This window comes from Aeromonas sp. 84A (assembly GCF_051919345.1).
GTDB classification, from domain to species: domain Bacteria; phylum Pseudomonadota; class Gammaproteobacteria; order Enterobacterales; family Aeromonadaceae; genus Aeromonas; species Aeromonas veronii.
On the sequence record NZ_JBQBEW010000001.1, the window covers coordinates 1,111,302 to 1,131,487 of the forward strand.

The window sequence follows — 20,186 nt, forward strand, 5'->3', positions numbered from 1 at the left end:
CTTATTTCGGTTGTTTTTGCAATAGTTCACCCTTAATCTAGGAAAAGTGGATTAGTCATTGCAACGAGGAAGGGTAAATGCTGAAACTTGATCGCATAGACAGACATATTCTCGAGCTGATGCAGGAGAATGGCCGCATCAGCAATCTGGAACTGGCCGAGCTGGTCGGGCTCTCCCCGTCCCCCTGCTCCCGCCGGGTCAAGGCGCTGGAGGATGCCGGCCTCATCGACACCCACGTTACTTTGCTCAACGCCCGCCAGCTTGGCCTCACCCTCACCGCCTACATTCACATCTCCATGGACAGACACACGCCCGAGCGGTTCGAAAACTTCGATCGCGCCATCAGCGAGTTGCCCGAAGTGCTGGAGTGTGATCTCATCACCGGCAACGATGCCGACTACCAGCTCAAGGTGGTGGTGCGCGACATGGAGCACTACCAGCACTTCCTGCTGGACAAGCTGACCCATATTCCGGGGGTGACCGGGGTGCGCTCCAGCTTCGTGCTGCGCCGCATCAAGCACAAGACGGCGCTGCCGCTCAACCATCTGGGGTGAGCCCGCGCAAACCGCTCATATAAACAGAAAGAGGAGGCCAGTGGCCTCCTCTTTTGCTATTCGCTCTTGGTTATTCGGTTGTGGTTATCGGTTCTGGATTAGCTGTCGCGGTGACGGGGCGACTGCCGCTGTCAGACGCTGACCTGGCTGATGTCTTCCACCTGCAGCAGCCAGCCGCTCTGCTCCTGCTGCGGTTCGCCGCTGACCCGCAGCCGCTCGCCGGTCGGCACCCATTGCCCCTCGGGCAGGGAGACCAGCAGACTCTCGCTGCCGTTGTCGAACAGCCAGCGATCTTCGCCAAGCGATTCAATCAGATAACCTTCCATCTCCACTCTGGACTCGGCTTGCCAGGATGGCGCAACGGAATCACGGCTCTCGATGAAATCCCCCTGAACACCAAAACTGGCTAGCCCCCACAGAATGGAGAGCCCGACGATGGATGTTTGCATCTTGTCTCTCCTCTTTTGGAACTGTAGGGCCAGTATGGGAACAGAAAACTGAGCGCACCATGAACAAGGTGGCAAAGTGCTGGCGAGATCGCGAAAAAATCCGGCCAATTGGCCGGCAGTGTCATTTTATGGTGCCTGGATCACACTATTTGGCGGCTTCTTCTGCCATCCGTTCAGCTCTTGGCTTATTCGTCCACATGGCTACCCCGCGATGATCCCCACAGATCCCCTCTGCCACCACGGCGCGAACCCGGGTGCCATCTTTGCAAATGGCCTGCCAGGCGTCGGCATCATCGATGGCGAGCGAGTTGGGGGGCTGCGTGGTTTGGCAAGCCGTGAGCAGCAGGGCGCACAGGGGGAGCAATTTTTCCATGGCGGACTCCTCGGGGTGATGGGGGACTGAGAGGATGGGGATGGCCTCTCCATCCGGGCTTCACTCCCCAGCATCAGTGATAACCGGTTCAGGGGCAAGGGGAGGAGCCACCGACAGGCGCAGGTGCCGTGCAGCCGGGGCTTGCCCTGTGCCCTCCTTGGGCCTAAGGTGGGGCCGTTTTACTGCCTTATTGAAGGAGTGTTTTCATGTCCACTCTCTATCCCCGCGTCGGGGTCGGCGTCATCCTGACCAACGCCCAAGGCCAGGTGCTGCTTGGCAAACGCAAAGGGAGCCATGCCCCCTACTGGTCGATCCCGGGTGGTCATCTGGAGTTGGGGGAGAGCTTCGAGTCGGCGGCGATCCACGAGGTGGCCGAGGAGACCGGACTTGGAATTCACGGGCCCGAGGTGGTAGCGGTGACCAACAACCTGGAGACCTGGCGCGAGAGCGGGCTGCACTATATCTCGGTGACGCTGCACGCTAAGGCCGATGGTGAGCCGCAACTGCTGGAGCCGGAGAAGTGCGAAGGCTGGGTCTGGTGCGATCCGCGCGCGTTGCCCGAGCCCCACTTCGATGCCAGCCGCCAGTCCATCGCCTGCTGGCTGGCGGGACGCTGCTATCTGCCGGGTGATGTGCCAATGGTGTCGGCCTAATCAGTCTGATTGTCATAAAACGATCATCGCGCTGTCATAATATCTCCTCTCCATCGGGAGAAGAGGGATGAGGGAGAAGAGCGTGGGACAGGTATTTATTCAGTTTTTATGGCTGGGATGCATCAGCTTTGGTGGTCCGGCCGCTCATATCGGCTATTTCCAGCGTACCTTCGTCCAGCGGCTCGGCTGGCTGACACAGGCCGAATTTGCCCGCCTGCTGGCGCTGTGCCAGCTGCTGCCGGGGCCCGCCTCAAGCCAGCTTGGTTTCGCCATCGGTCGTCATCGCGCCGGTCTGGGCGGGGCGCTCTCAGCTTTTCTTGGTTTCACGCTGCCCTCATTTCTTCTGCTACTGGTGGCCGCGATCGGTATCGGCCAGCTGGGCAGCAATCTGTGGCTCGATGCGACGCTGCATGGCCTCAAGCTACTGGCGCTCATCGTGGTGGCCGATGCAGTGCTCACCATGAGTCGTCAGTTCTGTGCCACGGGAATGACCCAAGGGATCATGGTGGTGACCGCTGCTGCACTCTGGTGGCAGCCCGGTCTGCTGACTCAACTGTTGATGCTGGCGGGAGCTGCGCTGATCTGCGCCCGCAGCCAGCGCGGGGCGGGTAGTCGCCCAGCCTCCGCCGAGCAGCCTGCTGCCGCCAGCAGTCAGCCTCATTGGCCGACCCTGCTGCTGTTTGGCATCTTTTTTATCGGCCTGCCGCTGCTCGGTAGTCCGCTTGGCCAGCTGGTTGCCGACTTCTATCGCGCCGGTAGTCTGGTGTTTGGCGGTGGCCATGTGGTGTTGCCGCTGCTGCAAGAGAGCGTGGGCCACACTCTCAACGAGCAGCAGTTTCTGACCGGTTACAGCCTGGCCCAGTTGGTGCCGGGCCCCATGTTTACCCTCGCCACCTATCTTGGTGCCCAGTTGCAGCCCGAGATGCCGATGAGCGGGGCCCTGTTGGCGACCCTGGCGCTCTTTGCGCCTGGCTTTCTGCTGCTCTGGGCGGTGGGCCCCTGCTGGCAACAGTGGCTGGCCCAGCCCCGTCTGGCGGGGGCCGTCACCGGCATCAATGCTGCCGTAGTGGGCTTGTTGCTGGCGGCCCTCTATCAGCCGGTGTGGCAGAGTGCGGTGCTGGCGCCGAGCGATCTGGCGCTGGCTGCCATCGGCTTTTATCTGCTGCGGGTGGTGAAGCTGCCGATACCGGCCATCGCGGCCCTGCTGGTGATGGCTGCTATCCTGCTGGCGTGAAGCCGGTGAAATCCCGATAAAAACGGCGCCTCCGTGATGGAGGCGCCGTTTTTATTGCAATGGGTCAGCCGTTCAGACCTCGGGATCGAAATCCAGACTCAGGCTGTTGACGCAGTAGCGCTGGCCGGTCTCGGTCGGTCCGTCGGGGAAGACGTGACCGAGGTGAGAGCCGCACTGGCGGCAGGTGATCTCCACCCGCTTCATGCCGTGGCTGTTATCTTCGGTGTACTCAACCGTCCCCTCGATGGCCTTGTCGAACGAGGGCCAGCCGCAGCCGGAATCAAACTTGGCGCCTGAGTGAAACAGCACGCTCTTGCAGCAGACACAGAGGTAGTCGCCGCTCTTGCGATTGTGGAGCAGGGCGCCGCTGTAGGGGCGCTCGGTGCCCTTCTCCCAACAGACGTGAAACTGCTCGGCGGTCAGTTTGCTGCGCCACTGTTCCGGATTGTTACTGCTCATACCGACTCCTTGCCATCCATACCGGAGCCCAGCATAGCGGCTCCGTAAAGCTGACTCCAGCATGCCTCTTATGCTTTGCCTGTATCTGTGATCGAGGTGGCAACCATCTCCCCACCGGATGCAGGGAGAATTTCCTGCTGCGGTGGCTGGGCATCCTCCGCCGTGCTGGCCAGCGCCACCCGCTCCAGCAGTTTGAGGGAGTGGGCCCGGCCGACTGCCACCTGCCGTTTGATGTCATCCGGCAGGAAGGGGAGGCCATCGTTGGTGGCGGTGTCGATGGTCTGGATCCACTCCAGCCCTTCCCCCGGCGGTGGCAGGCGGAACTGGATGTCGTAATCGCTGGCGTTGAACAGCACGTACCAGCGCTCGCCGACACAGTTGATCATGCCGATATCCATGGCGAACGCCTGCCCCATGGGGGCGTGCCAATCCTGATCGGTGAGCTGGTGGCCGTCCGGGTGATACCAGTTGACCTGATGGCAGCTGGACGGGGTGCCATTCCAGCTGTCGTCGCTCAGTTGCAGGTTGGAGAAGACACACGACTCCGCCCGCAGCGCCATCATCTGCTGGGTGAAGGCGAACAGCCGTTCATCCTCCGGTCGCCACTGCCAGTTGACCCAGCTGATCTGGTTGTCCTGACAGTAGGCGTTGTTGTTGCCAAGCTGGCTGCGGCCCATCTCGTCCCCGGCGAGGAAGTGGGGAGTGCCTTGGGAGAGCAGCAGGGTGGCAATCAGATTGCGTTTCTGCTGCTGGCGCAGGCTGTTGACCCGCGGATCCAGGGTTGGTCCCTCTACCCCGTGGTTATAGGAGAGGTTGTTGCCGTGGCCATCGCGATTGTCCTCACCATTGGCCTGATTGTGGCGCTGGTTGTAGGAGACCAGATCCTCCAGAGTGAAACCGTCGTGATAGCAGAGGTAGTTGACGCTGGTGTGGGGCGATCGCCAGTTCTTCGGGAAGATATCCCGCGACCCCACCAAGCGGGTGGCAAAGTCCCCCATCTTGCCCGCATCACCGCGCCAGAAGGCGCGCACCGTGTCGCGATAGCGGTCATTGATCTCCTGCCACTGGCTCGGGAATTGACCCAGCCGGTAGCCGAAGGGGCCGATATCCCAGGGTTCGGCGATGAGCTTGACCTGTGACAGCACAGGGTCGGCCATCACGGCTTTGAAGAAGGCGCCCATGGGCTCGAACTCCCCCGCTTCCCGCGCAAGCGTCACCGCCAGATCGAAACGGAAGCCATCCACCTGCATCTCGGTGACCCAGTAGCGCAAAGCATCGAGCACCAGTCGCAGGGTGTTGGGGTGATCCAGATTGACGCTGTTGCCACAGCCGGTCACGTTAGCGTGACGGGTGTAGTCCGGGCCGTGGGGGCCAGCTTCGAAGGCGTAGTAACCGGCGTTGTCAAAGCCCTTGAACGAGAGGGTAGGGCCGTCAAAGCCAGAGGCGGCAGTGTGGTTGTAGACCACATCCAGGATCACCTCGAGCCCGGCCCGGTGCAGCTCGCGCACCATGGTCTTGAACTCGGTCACCGCCTCGTCGGCCCTGGTGCTGTAGCGTGGCTCCGGGGCGAAGAAGGCGATGGGGTTGTAGCCCCAGTAGTTGGTCAGTCCCAGCTGCTCCAGTCGCGGTTCCGACATGAAGGCGGCCACCGGCATCAGCTGCACCGAGGTGATGCCGAGGCTCTTCATATGCTCGATAACCAGCGGGTGACAGATGCCAAGGTAGGTGCCCTGCAGCGCTTTGGGGATCCCCGGATGCTGCTTGGTAAAGCCCTTGACGTGGGTCTCGTAGATAATGGTGCGGGCCGGACTGATCCCGGGTTTGCCAACCCCTTGCCAGTCAAAACTGTCATCCACTACCACCGACTTGGCAATCATCCCTGCACTGTCACCCTGATAGAGGGCTTCATCCCAGTAGGTGGGACGACTGAGCGCCCTGGCATAGGGGTCAATCAGCAGTTTTTGCGGATCGAACAGCATCCCCTCCTGCGGGGTGCCATAGACCCGATAGCCGTAGCGCTGACCGGCCTTTACACCGCGCACGTAGCCAAAGCGATACTGGCCACGGCGGCCGGGCAACTCCAGCCGCATCAGCTCCTGCTCCTGCTCGTCGTACAGGCAGATCTCCACCTTGTCCGACTGGGGGGCCCAGACGCAGAAGTGGCAACCGTTCTCGTCAAGGCGGGCCCCCAGCGGGTGGCCCACCCCTTTTTCCATTACAAGCATCAAGACTCCTGTTTGATAAACAAGGTCGCCAGCGGCGGCAGATCCAGCACTATGCTGTGTGCCATCCCTTGCCAGGGGGTCGGCTCGGCAGCGAACACCAGACCTACATCATAGTTACTGCCCCAGTAATACTCGCTGTCGGTGTTGAGCACCACCCGATAGTGGCCCCCAGCTGGGACGCCGATCCGATATTCGAGACGGGGCACCGGGGTGAAGTTGCAAGCGACCACAATAGTCTGCTTGCCCTCTTTGTCCGCCCGCAGCCAGGCAAAGATGCTGTTGTCGGCATCGTTGTGATCCAGCCAGCGGAAGCCGGTCTGCTCATAATCGGCCTGATACAAGGCAGGCTCATGACGGTAGAGGTGGTTGAGATCGTGGATCAGCCGCTGCTGACCGGCATGCTTGGGATATTGCAGCAGATGCCATGGCAGCTGGGCATCGTGGTTCCACTCGTTGCTCTGAGCGATTTCGGTGCCCATGAAATTGAGCTTCTTGCCCGGGTGGGCGTACATGAAGCCCATATAGGCCCGCAGGTTGGCGGCTTGCTGCCACTCGTCCCCCGGCATCTTGTAGAGCATGGAGTGCTTGCCGTGCACCACCTCATCGTGGGAGAGCGACAGGATGAAGTTCTCGTCATAGTGGTAAACCATGGAGAAGGTCATGTCGTTGTGGTGGTAGCGACGGTGGATCGGCTCTTTCTGCATGTAGGTGAGGGTGTCGTGCATCCAGCCCATATTCCACTTGAAACCAAAGCCGAGGCCGCCGAGGAAGGTGGGGCGGGAGACGCCGGCAAAGGCGGTGGACTCTTCGGCTATGGTCATGGCGTGGGGATACTTGCCGTAGACCTCCTCGTTGGTCCACTTCAAGAGGCTGATCGCCTCGTAGTTGTGGTTGCCGCCATCGACGTTCGGTACCCACTCACCGGCGTTGCGGGAGTAGTCCAGATAGAGCATGGAGGCGACTGCATCCACCCGCAGGCCGTCGATGTGGAACTTGTCGAGCCAGAACAGGGCGCTCGCCACCAGGAACTGGCGCACTGTGTCGCGGCCGAAGTCATAGATGTAGGAGTTCCAGTCCGGGTGCCAGCCACGGCGCGGATCTTCATATTCGTAGAGCGGGGTGCCGTCGAAGCGGGCTAGGCCGTGGGCATCGGACGGGAAGTGGGCGGGCACCCAGTCCAGAATGATGCCGATCCCGGCCTGGTGGCACTGGTCGACGAAGTATTTGAAATCATCTGCGGTGCCGTAGCGGCTGGTGGGGGAGAACATGCCCACCGGCTGGTAGCCCCAGGAGCCGCTGAAGGGGTGCTCGGAGACCGGCAGCAGCTCGATGTGGGTGTACTCCATCTCCTTGACGTAGGCGACCAGCTCCACCGCCAGCTCGCGCCAGCTCAGGCTGTCGCCATTGGGGTGGCGTTTCCAGGAGCCGACATGCAGCTCATAGATGGAGAGCGGCTGCTCGCGTTTGTCGTTGTGCTGGCTGGCAATCCACTCGGCATCCTGCCACTGGTACTGGGCGTGGTCATAGACCACGGAGGCGAACGACGGATACTGCTCACTGTAGAAACCTACAGGGTCGCTCTTGTGGGGCAGCCGGTTGCCCATGGGGTCCTTGAGCTCGAACTTGTAGCGATCCCCGGCCTTGAGGCCCGGCACAAACAGCACCCAGTGACCGCACAGGCTACGCTGCATCGGGTGGCGGCGGCCATCCCAGAAGTTGAAATCGCCGATGAGGCTCACGGCGGTGGCGCTCGGCGCATAGACCGCAAAACGCACCCCCTCCACCTGCTGGCCAAGATGTTCCACGGTGCGCAGCTGGGCGCCAAGGGTGTGATAGAGGTTTTCCGGCTGGGCGGTCAGTTCGGCCAGGCCTGCCCAGGCGGCATCCTGAAACTGATAGGGGTCGATAACCTCGGTGGTGGCATCTTGGTAGCTGGCGATCAGCTGATAGGGGAAGGAGTTTTTGCGGCGGGTGAAAACAGTTTCAAAAAGACCCGATTCATCGGTGGGCGCCAGGGTGGCAACGACTTTGCCCGACTTGAGATCCTTGACGCGGACTTCGAGGGCATCAGGCAACCAGGCGGTCAGTTTGAGGCCGGGCCCATCCGGATTGGCCTGCAGGCCTAAGTGAGAGAAGGGATCGGAACAGCGGGCAGCAACCAAACGTTCAACGAGCATCGAGATTTCCTTTCATGACAGAGCATCCACTCCGGCCGAAGCCGGAGTGGATTTAGGTGAGAGCGCTGTGGGAGACAGCGTCTCAACGACTGGCCTCATCACGGGCTTGGCTCATCTTGCCAGCCAGTGCCTTGAGTGCCTCATTGGCAAAAATATCTTCCAGATCAGCGGAAAGCTTGCGGCGCCAGTTGGGGTATTCGTAACTGGTGCCCGGTACGTTGACCGGCTTGTCCATCTCTAGCCAATCTTCCAGCTGGGTACTGAACAGGGCGCAGCTGCCGCGGGACATGTGGATCTGCAGACCGTGGTTGAGTTCGGTGTTCATGCCGACCCAGTTCACGTCATGACTGATGTTGTCAGAGATGACCTTGTGGGCATGCAAGCTGTCGAGGATCCGCTGTTTGGCCTGGTGGCGATCAGCATACAGAGTCTTCAAAACATCTTCATCCGGATACAGACCCAGTTGACGGCCGAGCGCCAGATCATCGCAGTGCCAGAAGCCCTTGAGGGTCGGCATGTCGTGGGTGGTCAGGGCCGACATCGCCTGCTCGGTGTAGTGCGCCGGGGAGATAAAGCCGCCATCTTCCTTGGAGCGCTCGAAGAAGAACACCTTGTAGGAGTGAACGCCGTTCTCTTTCAGGGTCACGTCGATCCCCTCCGGCACGGTACCCAGATCCTCGCCGATCAGCAGGCACTGATTGCGGTGGGATTCGAGGGCCAGAATGCCCAGCAGATCGTTGACCGGATAGTAGATGTAGGCGCCCTTGGCGGCGGACGCTCCGGGCGGTACCCACCACAGGCGCAGCAAGGCCATCACGTGGTCGATGCGCAGTGCGCCGCATGAGCGCATGTTGGCACGGAACAAGTCCACCATCGGCTGATAGGCCGCTTCGAACAGCTTGTTCGGGTTCATCGGGGGCAGGCCCCAGTTCTGACCGAGCGGGCCGAGGATATCGGGCGGCGCACCGACCGAGGCTTTCGGGCAGTAGAGATCCTGGTTGGCCCAGATCTCGGTGGAGCCTTCGGAGACGCCCACCGCCAGATCCCGGTAGATCCCCATCACCATGCCGGCAGCCTTGGCACGTGCATCGGCTTGCGCCAGCTGTTCGTCAGCCAGGAACTGCAGATAGAGGTAGAAGTTGACATCTTGCGGGTGCTCGGCCATCCAGGCGGCAACGGCAGGATTGTGGTAATCGCGCAGCTCCTGCGGCCATACCGGCCAGCCCCAGGCATTTTCGCCTTTGGCATAGAAGTGGGCCTGCAGGGCATCAAATGCTGCCTGCTGTTGCAGGCTGTCGTCACCGGCGGCCACGAAGGCATCAAAGGCGGCCTGACGCTCGGCGCTCAGGGTGGCTTCATCGAACACCTGACGCAGCATGCCGAGTTTGGTCTGGATCACGCCGGTATAATCGACGTTCTCTTTGGCGCGCAGATCGGCCAGATGTTGCTGGAAGGCAGGGCTCGCCACTTCCGCTTTCAGGCGATCGCTCTGCTGGAATTCGGGCACCGCTTCCACATTGATATAGGCCACGTTGAGCCAGCGACGGGAAGAGGGGCTGTAGGGACTGGCGCTCTCCGGATTGGCCGGATAGAGGGCGTGGATAGGGTTGAGGCCGACGAAGTGGGCACCCCAGGCGGCGGCTTTCTCGACCAGCTGGCCCAGATCGCTGAAATCACCGATACCCCAGTTGTGGCGGCTGCGCAGGCAGTAGAGCTGCACGCTCGGGCCCCATACCTTGCGGCCATCGGCAATCGGCGCCTGTTTGTAGCAGGCCTTGGGGGCGACGATGAGGCGCATGGTAGCCAGCGGCTCGTCATTGCCCTCTTCCAACAGTACCAACTGGTGATAACCCAGCTCCGGGGCCATCTCCAGCGTGACACGATAGGCCTGACACTCCATCTCTTCAAATTCGGCCACGCCGACCAGCTCACCCTCGATGGGGGTGAATTGACCGGACAGCACTGCACCCTGCTCCTGCTGGAGCTGCCAGGTGAGGGCGTCGTTGACGAATTCGATGGGGAGGCGAACCTCAAGGGTAACGGCGTCGCCGGTGCGAACCACCATCACAGGATCCAGCGCCCGCAGCCAGTGCTGGCGATGCTCCTCCTCCAGCTGCTGCACCAGTGCGGCCTCGTCATCGACGCGATAGCCCATGGCGCCCAGCATGGCGGCCTTGCTCTCTTCTGATACCTGGGCCGGGTGGCCCCAGGCATCGACATACTCGCTGGCGATACCTTTTGCGGCAGCCAGCTGTTCAATCAGGGTGGTCATAGTTTGAGAATTCCCGCTGTGGATTCTATCTATACTATTTTGTTTGATTTTTATGGGGTGGTACTTGAACAGTGGCTCTTTGGCCATGCTAAACCGCGCACATTTTTACATATCTCTGTGAATGGTTGTGTGACCGAGTAGGCACTATTGTGGATATCTGCGCGATGCCACGATCTGGCACTTTTTTCGTCAAAACGTGGTAATCAGTTACATAAACAGAAAATTAATTTCACAGTTTTTCATGATATAGCGCAATTTCAGACAGAATGTTGGTTGACTCACCGGAGAGTTCTAGTAAATTTACAAGCGGAATTTTCTTTGACTACTGAACAGTTAGGTAACTAAATATGACTATCAAAGTAGGTATTAACGGTTTTGGCCGTATCGGTCGTTTCGTATTCCGTCTGGCTTGCGAGCGTGCAGACATCGAAGTTGTTGGTATCAACGACCTGATCGATGTTGACTACATGGCTTACATGCTGAAGTACGATTCAACTCACGGTCGTTTCAACGGTACCGTTGAAGTTAAAGACGGCAACCTGGTTGTAAACGGCAAAACCGTACGTGTTACCGCTGAGCGTGACCCGGCCAACCTGAAGTGGGGCGAAATCGGTGTTGACGTTGTTGCTGAAGCTACCGGTCTGTTCCTGACCGACGAGACTGCTCGTAAGCACATCGCTGCTGGTGCCAAGAAAGTTGTTCTGACTGGCCCGTCCAAAGACGCTACCCCGATGTTCGTAATGGGTGTTAACGACTCTACCTACGCTGGCCAGGACATCGTTTCCAACGCTTCCTGCACCACCAACTGCCTGGCTCCGATCGCCAAGGTTCTGAACGATACCTTCGGTATCGAGTCTGGCCTGATGACCACCGTTCACGCTACCACTGCTACCCAGAAGACCGTTGATGGTCCGTCTGCCAAAGACTGGCGCGGTGGCCGCGGTGCGGCTCAGAACATCATCCCGTCCTCTACCGGTGCAGCCAAAGCTGTTGGCGTAGTTATCCCGGAACTGAAAGGCCTGCTGACCGGTATGGCTTTCCGTGTTCCGACTCCGGACGTGTCTGTTGTTGACCTGACCGTTAACCTGAAGAAAGCTGCCACCTACGCAGAAATCTGCGAAGCGATGAAAGCTGCTTCCGAAGGCGCTATGAAAGGCGTTCTGGGCTACACCGAAGACGAAGTTGTATCTACCGACTTCCTGGGTGAGCGTCAGACCTCCGTATTCGACGCCAAGGCTGGTATCCAGCTGAACGACAAATTCGTTAAAGTTGTATCCTGGTACGACAACGAAATGGGCTACTCCAGCAAAGTTCTGGACCTGATCGCTCACATCTCCAAGTAATTTGGGATGCGCAATCGCGTAGCTTGAAAAAGGCGGCCATTGGCCGCCTTTTTGTTTTTCGGTTTCCCCTGATGACAGGAGTCCACATGCAATCCATTCGTCCCCTGACAGCCAATTGCAAGCTTGCCAACAATGCGGCCGGTCTGCCGGTTCTCACCATCAACAACGACTATGCCAAGGCCGAGATCAGCCTGTTTGGCGCCCATGTGCTGAGCTATCAGCGTCATGGCGAGCCGGCCTCCATCTGGCTGAGCGACAAGGCGGTGCTGGATGGCAGCAAGCCTGTTCGCGGTGGTATCCCGATCTGCTGGCCCTGGTTTGGCCCGGCGCCCGCCCGCGTCGGTAGCGGCAAGCCCTCCCACGGTTTTGCCCGTACCACCCTCTGGATGCTGGACGGGGTCTCCGATCACGCTGACGGCACGCTTGTTCATCTCTCCCTGCGCGACAGCGATGCGACCCGTGCCCTGTGGGAGCACACCTTCGAGCTGGAGCTGGACGTGCTGGTGGGCAAAGAGCTCTCGCTGGTGCTGACCACTCGCAACACCGGTAGCCAGCCGTTGGTCTATAGCGGTGCGCTGCACACCTATTTGCAGATCAGCGCACCAGAGGCGGTAAGCGTCACCGGCCTGGGCGAGCCCTATGCCGACAAGCTGACCGGACAGGATGCCAAGCAGCAGGGGGCATTGACCCTGAGCGGGCCGCTGGATCGGGTCTACTGGCAGCCAGAGGCGCTGGTGAGCGTGCAGGATGGTGAGCGCGAGACCCGGGTTGTCAGTGGCAACCATGACAGCGTGGTGGTCTGGACCCCTTGGCTGGAAGGGGCTACCGCCATGGCCGACATGAGCGACGATGGCTATCGCACCATGCTCTGCGTCGAAGCAGCCATCGCTGGCGAGGCGGGTGTGACCGTTGCGCCGGATGAAGAGCACAGCCTCTCCACTGTGATCATCTGAGCAGGATGAGTTTCAGATAAGTAAAGAGGGCTCCCGCGGGAGCCCTCTTTGCATCTCGTGATGGCGGCAATCAGGCGTTGCCCTGAGTCTTGAGCTTGAGTTCGGCGGCGAAATTGAGCATCCGGTCGAGGGGGATGAGGGCCTTTACCCGCAGCGCTTCATCGACATGGATCTCGTGGTGCTCGGCACCGTCGGTGAGGGCCTCCTTGATCGCCACCAGACCGTTCATCGCCATCCAGGGGCAGTGGGCGCAGCTGCGGCAGGTGGCGCCATCGCCACCGGTCGGTGCTTCCACCATCTCTTTCTCCGGACAGGCCTGCTGCATCTTGTAGAAGATGCCCCGATCGGTCGCCACGATCAGCTTCTGCTGGGGCAGCTCTTTGGCCGCCTTGATCAGCTGACTGGTGGAGCCGACCGCATCGGCCAGCTCGATCACCGAGGCGGGGGATTCCGGATGAACCAGCACGGCGGCGTCAGGATTCTGCTCTTTCAGCTCGCGCAGGGCGCGGGCCTTGAACTCGTCGTGGACGATGCAGTGGCCCTGCCAGCGCAGCATCTGCGCCCCGGTCTTCTTCTCGATATAGGCGCCCAGATGGCGATCCGGGCCCCAGATGATCTTGTGACCCAGACTGTCGAGGTGCTCGACGATCTCCAGCGCGATGCTGGAGGTCACCACCCAGTCGGCCCGTGCTTTGACGGCGGCCGAGGTATTGGCATAGACCACAACGGTATGGTCGGGATTGGCATCGCAGAAGGCGGAGAACTGTTCGATGGGACAGCCCAGATCGAGGGAGCATTCGGCCTCCAGCGTCGGCATCAGCACCCGCTTGTGGGGGCTCAGGATCTTGGAGGTTTCCCCCATAAAGCGCACCCCGGCGACGATCAGGGTTTGCGCCTCGTGATCGCGGCCAAAGCGGGCCATCTCCAGCGAGTCACCGACGAAACCGCCCGTGGCTTCGGCCAGCGCCTGGATCTCGGGATCCGTGTAGTAGTGGGCAACCAGTACCGCCTTGCGCTCCTTGAGCAGCGCCTTGATTTCTGTGGTCAAGGTCGTTCTCTGCTCGGCACTCAGGGGGAGAGGTTTGGCCGGAAAGGGGTAGTCCATCGCGACTACCGGCGGGACACTGCTCAGTGCATTGTTCATTGCGACTGTTCCATCAACGCTCGGGAAGGCAAAAATTATAACCATAAGCCTGTCACAAACCCATCAACAAATCGGGTGAAGCGCAAGTGGGCGAATATACTCAATTAATTCGTTGTTATTCTGCCATAAGGAGTTGTCGCATGAAGCAACGTTCCCTCAAGTTCAAGTTGTTGTGCCTTACCATGGGGCTGTTTCTGCTGACCGGGCTGGCCATGACCCTGTTGCAATCGGCTTCTTTCAGCTCCCTTCGCAAGATGGTGATGACCCAGACCAGCGATGCATTGGAAGAGGAGGTCTCCCGCAGCCTGCAGTATCAGGCAGAGCGCTATGCCATCCAGATTGCCTCGCTGATGCAGAACTCCTATCAGATCCCCCTGACCGTGACCGCCCAGATTGAAGCCGGGATGGCCAAACCGGAACTGCGATTGTCGCGGCCCCAAGTGGAGTCTCTGCTTGGCAGCAGCCTGCAGCAAGCGAGCGGGATCAGCTCCATCTATGCCCAGTTTGAACCGGACGGCTATGATGGTGAGGATGGCAACTGGTTGGGCGGGGCCAGCCACTCGGTGGCAAGAAAGGGGAGTCTGGAGGTCTATTTCACCAAGGATCAGGGAGGGGCAGTCGCTCAGCAAGCGGTGGACGCCGCCGCCAGTGAGGCCAAGTTTGATACCTCCCTCAACGAGTTCGGTATTCGCAACAGCGAGTGGTATCTCTGTGGTCGCGATACCCGCCAGCCCTGCCTGATGGAGCCCTACCTCTACGAAATCAGCCCGGGCAACAAGATGCTGATGACCAGTTTGACGGTGCCCGTGCTGCGTGACGGCAAGTTTGTCGGGCTGGCCGGGGTGGATATGAACCTGCCCATCTTCCAGCAACTGGCTGAAAACCTTGGCAAGAGCCTCTATGACAACAAGGCGGATGTGACCCTGGTCAGCAAGATGGGGCTGATTGTGGGCAGCAACCGCTATGCCGACAAGCTGGGCCGTCCACTCAAGGAGGTGGGCCTGACCCTGCCTGACGGTCAGCCGGTCAGCAGCGACAGTGACTTTATTCTTCATCAGCCCATCCGGGTTGAAGCAGCCAATACCCAGTGGTGGTTGATGATCAAGGTGCCCAAGGCGCTGGCGCTCGGCAAGGCGCACGCCATCAGCAATGAACTGGGCGCCCTGCTGGTGGATGCCCAGCGGCAGCAGATCATCGCCATGGGCGGGATTACCCTGCTGGTGCTGGGGCTGCTGGTCTGGTTTATCCAGACCATCACAGCACCGCTTTCTCTTATCAGCCGCCATGTGGGTCATCTCTCCAGCAACGAGGGTGACCTGACCCAGCAGATGGAGATCGACACCCATCAGGAGCTGATCGATCTGGGGTCCCAGCTCAATGCCTTCCTCGGCAAGCTGCGGGGCATGGTGCAAATGAGCAAGGGGATTGGTCAGCAGGTCTACCAGCAGGCGCGGGAGATGAAACATACCGCCGACACCATGCGCAGTAGTCTGGATGAGCAGAATCTGGAGCTGGAGAGCGTGGTGAGCGCCATGCATCAGATGAGCACCACGGCAGTCAGCGTGGCGGGTTATGCCGAGCAGGCGGCGCAGGAGTCGGAAGCGGCGACCCACCACATCAATACCGCCCAGCAGACCCTCAGCAATGCTCGCAACGAGATCCATACTCTGGTCGGCGATATGCATGAGGCGGATAAAGCGGTGGCGCTGGTGGCCCAGCGCAGCACCAATATCAGCAGGATCCTCGATGTGATCCGTGCCATTGCCGAGCAGACCAATCTGCTGGCCCTCAATGCCGCCATCGAAGCGGCACGTGCGGGTGATATGGGCCGTGGCTTTGCTGTGGTGGCGGATGAGGTAAGGGCGCTGGCCAACAAGACCCGTGAATCGACCGACGAGATCGGCCAGCTGATTGGTAGCCTGCAAACAGAGGTGAGCAGCAGTCAACGTCTGATGAATACCGGCATCGAGCGCTCCACCACCACGGTGCAGGGCACCGAGCAGGCGTTCGAGGCGCTCAATCGGGTGGTGGCCCAGATCCAGCAGATCCACGACCACATCAGTCAGGTGGCTACCGCCGCCGAGCAGCAGAGCGCCGTCAGTGACGATATCAACAAGAATTTGATGCGGATTGGTGATACCGCCAACGTGATTGGGCAGGAGGCCAGCTCCAGCCATCAACTGAGCGAGGCGCTGGAGCAAGCGGCCACGGCGCTCGCCAGTCAGCTCGATCGGCTGCGTACCTGAGTGGCTGCCAGAGAGACAAAAGCCCGCGAGCGATCGCGGGCTTTTTTATGACTCGACGGCAGAGTTGCGTCAGTTGCGGGGTTCAACCAGCAGGATGTGGGAGTCGGCCCCCACCACCCTGACCTTGCTGCCTGCAGGCAGCGACTCGTCGCAGCGCACCGTCCAGACCGTGTCGTCCAGATGCACCCGGCTGGTGCCCTGAGTCACATCATCCAGCAGGGTCAGCTCGCGGCCCATATAGCTCTGCATCCGATCGTTGATGGTGCTGGCGGCATCCTGACCCGAGTTGTCACGCTGGTGCTGCCAGCGCCACCAGGCCCAGGTGGTGAGCAGGGATTGCACCGCAAACAGCAGCAACTGCGCCTGCCAGCCAAAGGGCCAGATCAGCAGCAGTAGCCCCACTTCCAGCGCGGCGATGCCGGTCCAGAGCAAAAAGCCCACCGAGCCGAGCACCTCGATGGCCAGCAGAATGAAGCCGAGCCCCAGCCAGTGCCAGTGGGTCAGCCCCTCTAACAGGGCTGTCATGACTTGCTGCCCTTGCCATCTTTGTTGAACAGCTCGGCCATGCCAGCCACAGAGCCAATCAGGCTGCCCGCTTCCAGCGGCATCATGATGATCTTGCTGTTGGGGCCTTCACCGATGCGGGCCAGAGCTTCGGTATATTTCTGAGCCACGAAGTAGTTGATGGCCTGCAGGTCTCCTTCCGCAATCGCCTGGGAAACCATATGGGTCGCTTTGGCTTCCGCCTCGGCTGCCCGCTCCCGCGCTTCGGCGGCGAGGAATGCGGCCTGACGCTCACCTTCGGCTTTGAGGATCTGGGACTGCTTTTCGCCTTCCGCTTTCAGGATTTTGGACTGGCGCACCCCTTCGGCTTCCAGTACCTCGGCCCGTTTCTGGCGCTCGGCCTTCATCTGGGCGTTCATCGCCTCGACCAGTGCCAGCGGCGGGCGCACATCTTTAATCTCGATGCGGGTCACCTTGATGCCCCAGGGGGCGGTGGCGGCATCCATGGTGCGCAGCAGCTTCTCGTTGATGGTGTCGCGCTGGGAGAGCATCTCGTCCAGCTCCATGGCGCCGAGCACGGTCCGCATATTGGTCATGGTGAGATTGCGGATGGCGCTGGTGAGATCGTTGACCTCATAACCCGCTTTGCGGGCATCCACTACCTGCACAAAGCTGATGGCGTCGATGGTGACGTTGGCGTTGTCGCGGGAGATCACCTCTTGTGCCGGGATATCCAGCACCTGCTCCATCATGATGATCTTGTGGCCGACCCGATCCACGTAGGGGATCAACAGGTTGAGACCCGGGGTCAGGGTGCGGGTGTAGCGGCCGAAGCGCTCCACCGTCCAGTTGTAGCCCTGTGGCACTATCTTGATGCCCGCGCTCAGGGTGGCGAGCACCAGGAACACGAAAATCCCTAGCACAATCAATGATTCATTCATCATTTAGCTCCTTATGAAACACAGTCCCTAGCCTATGGTCTGGCGTCAGGTACCACAAGTGACTTTGTACGCCTTTGTCATGAATTGGCTTTGCTAATTACCAAAACGCATTAAAAAGCATTTTTTATTATTTTGAGGGATAAGCTGCCCTGCCTATAGTCGCCCCATATTAGTCGTGTTCCGAGGGATGGGCCGAAATGGATTATTTACCTATGTTTGCCAAGTTGGAAGGCCGCCCGGTACTGCTGGTGGGCGGGGGCGAGGTTGCCCTGCGCAAGGCGCGCCTGCTGCTGGCGGCCGGTGCCCGGCTGACCCTGGTCTCCCCGGAGCTTGAACCGGAATTTGCGGAATTCACCGGTCGTTTCACCCATCTTGCGGAGCGTTTCACCCCGGCCCATCTGGCTGGTCAGATTTTGGTGGTGGCGGCGACCGACAACCTCGAAGTCAACGCACTGGTTTATCAGAGTGCCAACCAGCTGGGTCTGTTCGTCAACGTGGTGGATGACCCCAAGCGCTCCAGCTTTATCTTTCCCTCGATCATCGATCGCTCGCCGCTGATGGTGGCGGTCTCCAGCGGTGGCAAGGCGCCGGTGCTGGTGCGCCTGTTGCGCGAGCGGCTGGAGAGCCTGCTGCCGCGCCATCTCGGCGGGCTGACCGATCTCTCCGGCCGGGTCCGTGACAAGGCCAAGCAGGTGCTCTCTTCCATATCCGACCGTCGCCGCTTCTGGGAGCGCGCCTTTGCCTCCAACACCCTCGCCAGCCTGATTGAGAAAGAGGATTGGCAAGGTGCCGAGCAGTGGCTGAGCGATGGCCTCGACCAGGCGAAAAGCGAAGTGGGCGAGGTGGTATTGGTCGGCGCGGGCCCCGGTGACCCGGGCCTCTTGACCCTCAAGGCGCTGCAACAGATTCAACAGGCTGAAGTGGTGCTCTACGACCAGCTGGTCTCGCCTGAGATCCTCGATCTGGTGCGCCGCGATGCCACTCTGGTGTCGGTTGGCAAGAAGGCGGGCGCCCACAGCGTGCCGCAGGAGGAGACCAATCGCCTGCTGGTGGAATACGCCAAGGCGGGCAATCGGGTGGTGCGGCTGAAAGGGGGCGATCCCTTTATGTTTGGCCGGGGTGGCGAGGAGCTGGAAGTGCTGGCCGACGAAGGCATCCCCTTCTCGGTGGTACCCGGCATCACGGCCGCTGCCGGTGCCACCGCCTATGCCGGTATTCCGCTCACTCACCGTGATTACGCCCAGAGCGCCGTCTTTATCACTGGTCATTGCCAAAAAGAGGGCAAGGAGCCCGACTGGCAGCAGCTCGCCGCCACCAGTCAGACTCTGGTCATCTACATGGGGCTGATGCGTTCCGAGCATATCCAGCAGCAGCTGGTGGATCACGGCCGAAGCCAAGCCACCCCCATCGCCATCATCGAGCGCGGCACCACATCCCGCCAGCGGGTGTTGACCGGCACCTTGGCTGATCTGGCTGAGCTGGCCAAACAGGCGGTGAGCCCGTCGCTTATCGTCATCGGCGAAGTGGTCGCCCTGCGCGATCGGCTCGCCTGGTTTGGGGAAAAGAGCGGAGAGCAGGGCGGCGAGCAGCAGCGCGCTAACCCGGATCTCGATGGCTGCGACCTCAAGCTGGTGCAACTGGCCTGACCGAGAAAGAGATATTTGATGCGGCTGCCAGCGCGGCCGCGAACTGAACCACCCAGCGCCTTGAGCAGGCGCATAAGCAATGACCCGAGGACCAACATGGACCGTGAAAGATTGACCCACTTGCAGCAGCTGGAAGCCGAGAGCATCCATATCATCCGCGAGGTGGCTGCCGAATTTGAAAACCCGGTGATGATGTACTCCATCGGCAAGGACTCCTCCGTCATGCTGCATCTGGCCCGCAAGGCCTTCTATCCGGGTAAGATCCCGTTCCCCTTGCTCCACGTCGACACCGACTGGAAGTTCAAGGAGATGATCAAGTTCCGCGACGAGACCGCCAAAAAGTACGGGCTGGATCTCATCGTCCACAAGAACCCGGAAGGGCTCGCCATGGGCATCAACCCCTTCGTCCACGGCAGCGGCAAGCACACCGACATCATGAAGACCGAGGGGCTCAAGCAGGCGCTCAACAAATACGGCTTCGACGCCGCCTTCGGTGGCGCGCGCCGCGACGAGGAGAAGTCCCGCGCCAAGGAGCGGGTCTACTCCTTCCGTGACAAGTCCCACCGCTGGGATCCGAAGAACCAGCGCCCGGAGCTGTGGCGGGTTTACAACAGCCAGGTCAACAAGGGGGAGAGCATCCGGGTGTTTCCGCTCTCCAACTGGACCGAGCTGGATATCTGGCAATACATCTATCTCGAGAACATCGACATAGTGCCGCTCTACTTCGCGGCCCATCGCCCGGTGGTGGAGCGCAACGGCATCAAGATCATGGTGGATGACGAGCGCATGCCGCTCACCGCCGAGGATGAGGTGAAGCAGGAGCTGGTGCGCTTCCGCACCCTCGGCTGCTACCCGTTGACCGGGGCCATCGAATCCGATGCCACCACCTTGCCGGAAATTATTGAAGAGATGCTGCTCACCACCTCGAGCGAGCGGCAAGGGCGGCTGATTGACCACGATCAGGCCGGCTCCATGGAGCAGAAGAAGCGTCAGGGATATTTCTAAGGAGTCGT

At 60.4% G+C, this 20,186-nt stretch carries 17 protein-coding genes; 8 read left to right on the forward strand and 9 right to left on the reverse strand.

Annotation, left to right across the window (positions count from 1 at the left end):
- Nucleotides 1-77 precede the first annotated feature (77 nt).
- Nucleotides 78-554 carry an Lrp/AsnC family transcriptional regulator gene (locus ACTG20_RS05315; RefSeq protein ID WP_005304871.1) on the forward strand — a complete coding sequence of 159 codons (477 nt, stop codon included), beginning with the start codon at nucleotides 78-80 and terminating at the stop codon, nucleotides 552-554.
- A 131-nt stretch (nucleotides 555-685) separates the two neighbouring features.
- Here the strand turns inward: ACTG20_RS05315 and ACTG20_RS05320 are convergent, their stop codons facing one another.
- Nucleotides 686-1,003 carry a hypothetical protein gene (locus ACTG20_RS05320; protein ID WP_005343224.1) on the reverse strand — a complete coding sequence of 106 codons (318 nt, stop codon included), beginning with the start codon at nucleotides 1,001-1,003 and terminating at the stop codon, nucleotides 686-688.
- Nucleotides 1,004-1,148: 145 nt separating this feature from the next.
- On the reverse strand, nucleotides 1,149-1,376 hold the full coding sequence (locus tag ACTG20_RS05325; protein WP_194494605.1) for a hypothetical protein: 228 nt from the start codon (nucleotides 1,374-1,376) through the stop codon (nucleotides 1,149-1,151).
- Between the two features lie 206 nt (nucleotides 1,377-1,582).
- Here ACTG20_RS05325 and ACTG20_RS05330 point away from each other — a divergent pair, with 206 nt between their 5' ends.
- On the forward strand, nucleotides 1,583-2,029 hold the full coding sequence (locus ACTG20_RS05330) for a nucleotide triphosphate diphosphatase NUDT15 (protein WP_194494606.1): 447 nt from the start codon (nucleotides 1,583-1,585) through the stop codon (nucleotides 2,027-2,029).
- A gap of 82 nt (nucleotides 2,030-2,111) precedes the next feature.
- Nucleotides 2,112-3,263, forward strand: coding sequence for a chromate efflux transporter (gene chrA / locus ACTG20_RS05335; protein ID WP_439987499.1), 1,152 nt, complete (start codon nucleotides 2,112-2,114; stop codon nucleotides 3,261-3,263).
- Nucleotides 3,264-3,335: 72 nt separating this feature from the next.
- Here chrA and msrB read toward each other — a convergent pair whose 3' ends face one another.
- The 4 genes from msrB to malQ all read right to left on the reverse strand — a co-directional run bounded on the left by msrB (nucleotide 3,336) and on the right by malQ (nucleotide 10,396).
- Nucleotides 3,336-3,722 carry a peptide-methionine (R)-S-oxide reductase MsrB gene (gene msrB / locus ACTG20_RS05340; RefSeq protein WP_047439612.1) on the reverse strand — a complete coding sequence of 129 codons (387 nt, stop codon included), beginning with the start codon at nucleotides 3,720-3,722 and terminating at the stop codon, nucleotides 3,336-3,338.
- 68 nt (nucleotides 3,723-3,790) lie between these two features.
- Nucleotides 3,791-5,947, reverse strand: coding sequence for a glycogen debranching protein GlgX (gene glgX / locus ACTG20_RS05345; RefSeq protein WP_194494608.1), 2,157 nt, complete (start codon nucleotides 5,945-5,947; stop codon nucleotides 3,791-3,793).
- The gene (gene glgB, locus ACTG20_RS05350; protein ID WP_100652812.1) at nucleotides 5,947-8,124 is read right to left on the reverse strand and encodes a 1,4-alpha-glucan branching protein GlgB; all 2,178 of its coding nucleotides are present in this window, start codon (nucleotides 8,122-8,124) and stop codon (nucleotides 5,947-5,949) included. The genes glgX and glgB overlap by 1 nt, the downstream gene beginning before the upstream one ends.
- 82 nt (nucleotides 8,125-8,206) lie before the next feature.
- Complete coding sequence (gene malQ / locus ACTG20_RS05355) at nucleotides 8,207-10,396, reverse strand: 4-alpha-glucanotransferase (RefSeq protein WP_194494609.1); 2,190 nt, start codon at nucleotides 10,394-10,396, stop codon at nucleotides 8,207-8,209.
- A gap of 347 nt (nucleotides 10,397-10,743) precedes the next feature.
- Here malQ and gap point away from each other — a divergent pair, with 347 nt between their 5' ends.
- Complete coding sequence (gene gap, locus ACTG20_RS05360; RefSeq protein WP_005335708.1) at nucleotides 10,744-11,739, forward strand: type I glyceraldehyde-3-phosphate dehydrogenase; 996 nt, start codon at nucleotides 10,744-10,746, stop codon at nucleotides 11,737-11,739.
- An 86-nt stretch (nucleotides 11,740-11,825) separates the two neighbouring features.
- A complete protein-coding gene (locus tag ACTG20_RS05365; protein ID WP_194494610.1) occupies nucleotides 11,826-12,692 on the forward strand; it encodes a D-hexose-6-phosphate mutarotase in 867 nt (288 codons plus the stop codon).
- A gap of 70 nt (nucleotides 12,693-12,762) precedes the next feature.
- Here ACTG20_RS05365 and nadA read toward each other — a convergent pair whose 3' ends face one another.
- Nucleotides 12,763-13,836, reverse strand: a complete 1,074-nt coding sequence (gene nadA, locus ACTG20_RS05370) for a quinolinate synthase NadA (RefSeq protein ID WP_194494611.1) — start codon at nucleotides 13,834-13,836, stop codon at nucleotides 12,763-12,765.
- 140 nt (nucleotides 13,837-13,976) lie between these two features.
- On the opposite strand from nadA, the gene ACTG20_RS05375 reads away from it, so the two are divergent.
- Nucleotides 13,977-16,082, forward strand: a complete 2,106-nt coding sequence (locus tag ACTG20_RS05375; protein WP_194494612.1) for a methyl-accepting chemotaxis protein — start codon at nucleotides 13,977-13,979, stop codon at nucleotides 16,080-16,082.
- Nucleotides 16,083-16,151: 69 nt separating this feature from the next.
- Here the strand turns inward: ACTG20_RS05375 and ACTG20_RS05380 are convergent, their stop codons facing one another.
- Both ACTG20_RS05380 and ACTG20_RS05385 read right to left on the reverse strand, forming a co-directional pair.
- Nucleotides 16,152-16,607, reverse strand: coding sequence for an NfeD family protein (locus tag ACTG20_RS05380; RefSeq protein WP_194494613.1), 456 nt, complete (start codon nucleotides 16,605-16,607; stop codon nucleotides 16,152-16,154).
- Nucleotides 16,604-17,527 carry an SPFH domain-containing protein gene (locus tag ACTG20_RS05385; protein ID WP_005335703.1) on the reverse strand — a complete coding sequence of 308 codons (924 nt, stop codon included), beginning with the start codon at nucleotides 17,525-17,527 and terminating at the stop codon, nucleotides 16,604-16,606. The genes ACTG20_RS05380 and ACTG20_RS05385 overlap by 4 nt, the downstream gene beginning before the upstream one ends.
- Before the next feature lie 197 nt (nucleotides 17,528-17,724).
- Here ACTG20_RS05385 and cysG point away from each other — a divergent pair, with 197 nt between their 5' ends.
- Both cysG and cysD read left to right on the forward strand, forming a co-directional pair.
- Nucleotides 17,725-19,173: a siroheme synthase CysG gene (gene cysG / locus ACTG20_RS05390; RefSeq protein ID WP_194494614.1), complete on the forward strand. Its 1,449-nt coding sequence runs from the start codon at nucleotides 17,725-17,727 to the stop codon at nucleotides 19,171-19,173.
- Between the two features lie 72 nt (nucleotides 19,174-19,245).
- Nucleotides 19,246-20,178 carry a sulfate adenylyltransferase subunit CysD gene (gene cysD / locus ACTG20_RS05395; protein WP_330847766.1) on the forward strand — a complete coding sequence of 311 codons (933 nt, stop codon included), beginning with the start codon at nucleotides 19,246-19,248 and terminating at the stop codon, nucleotides 20,176-20,178.
- Nucleotides 20,179-20,186 lie beyond the last annotated feature (8 nt).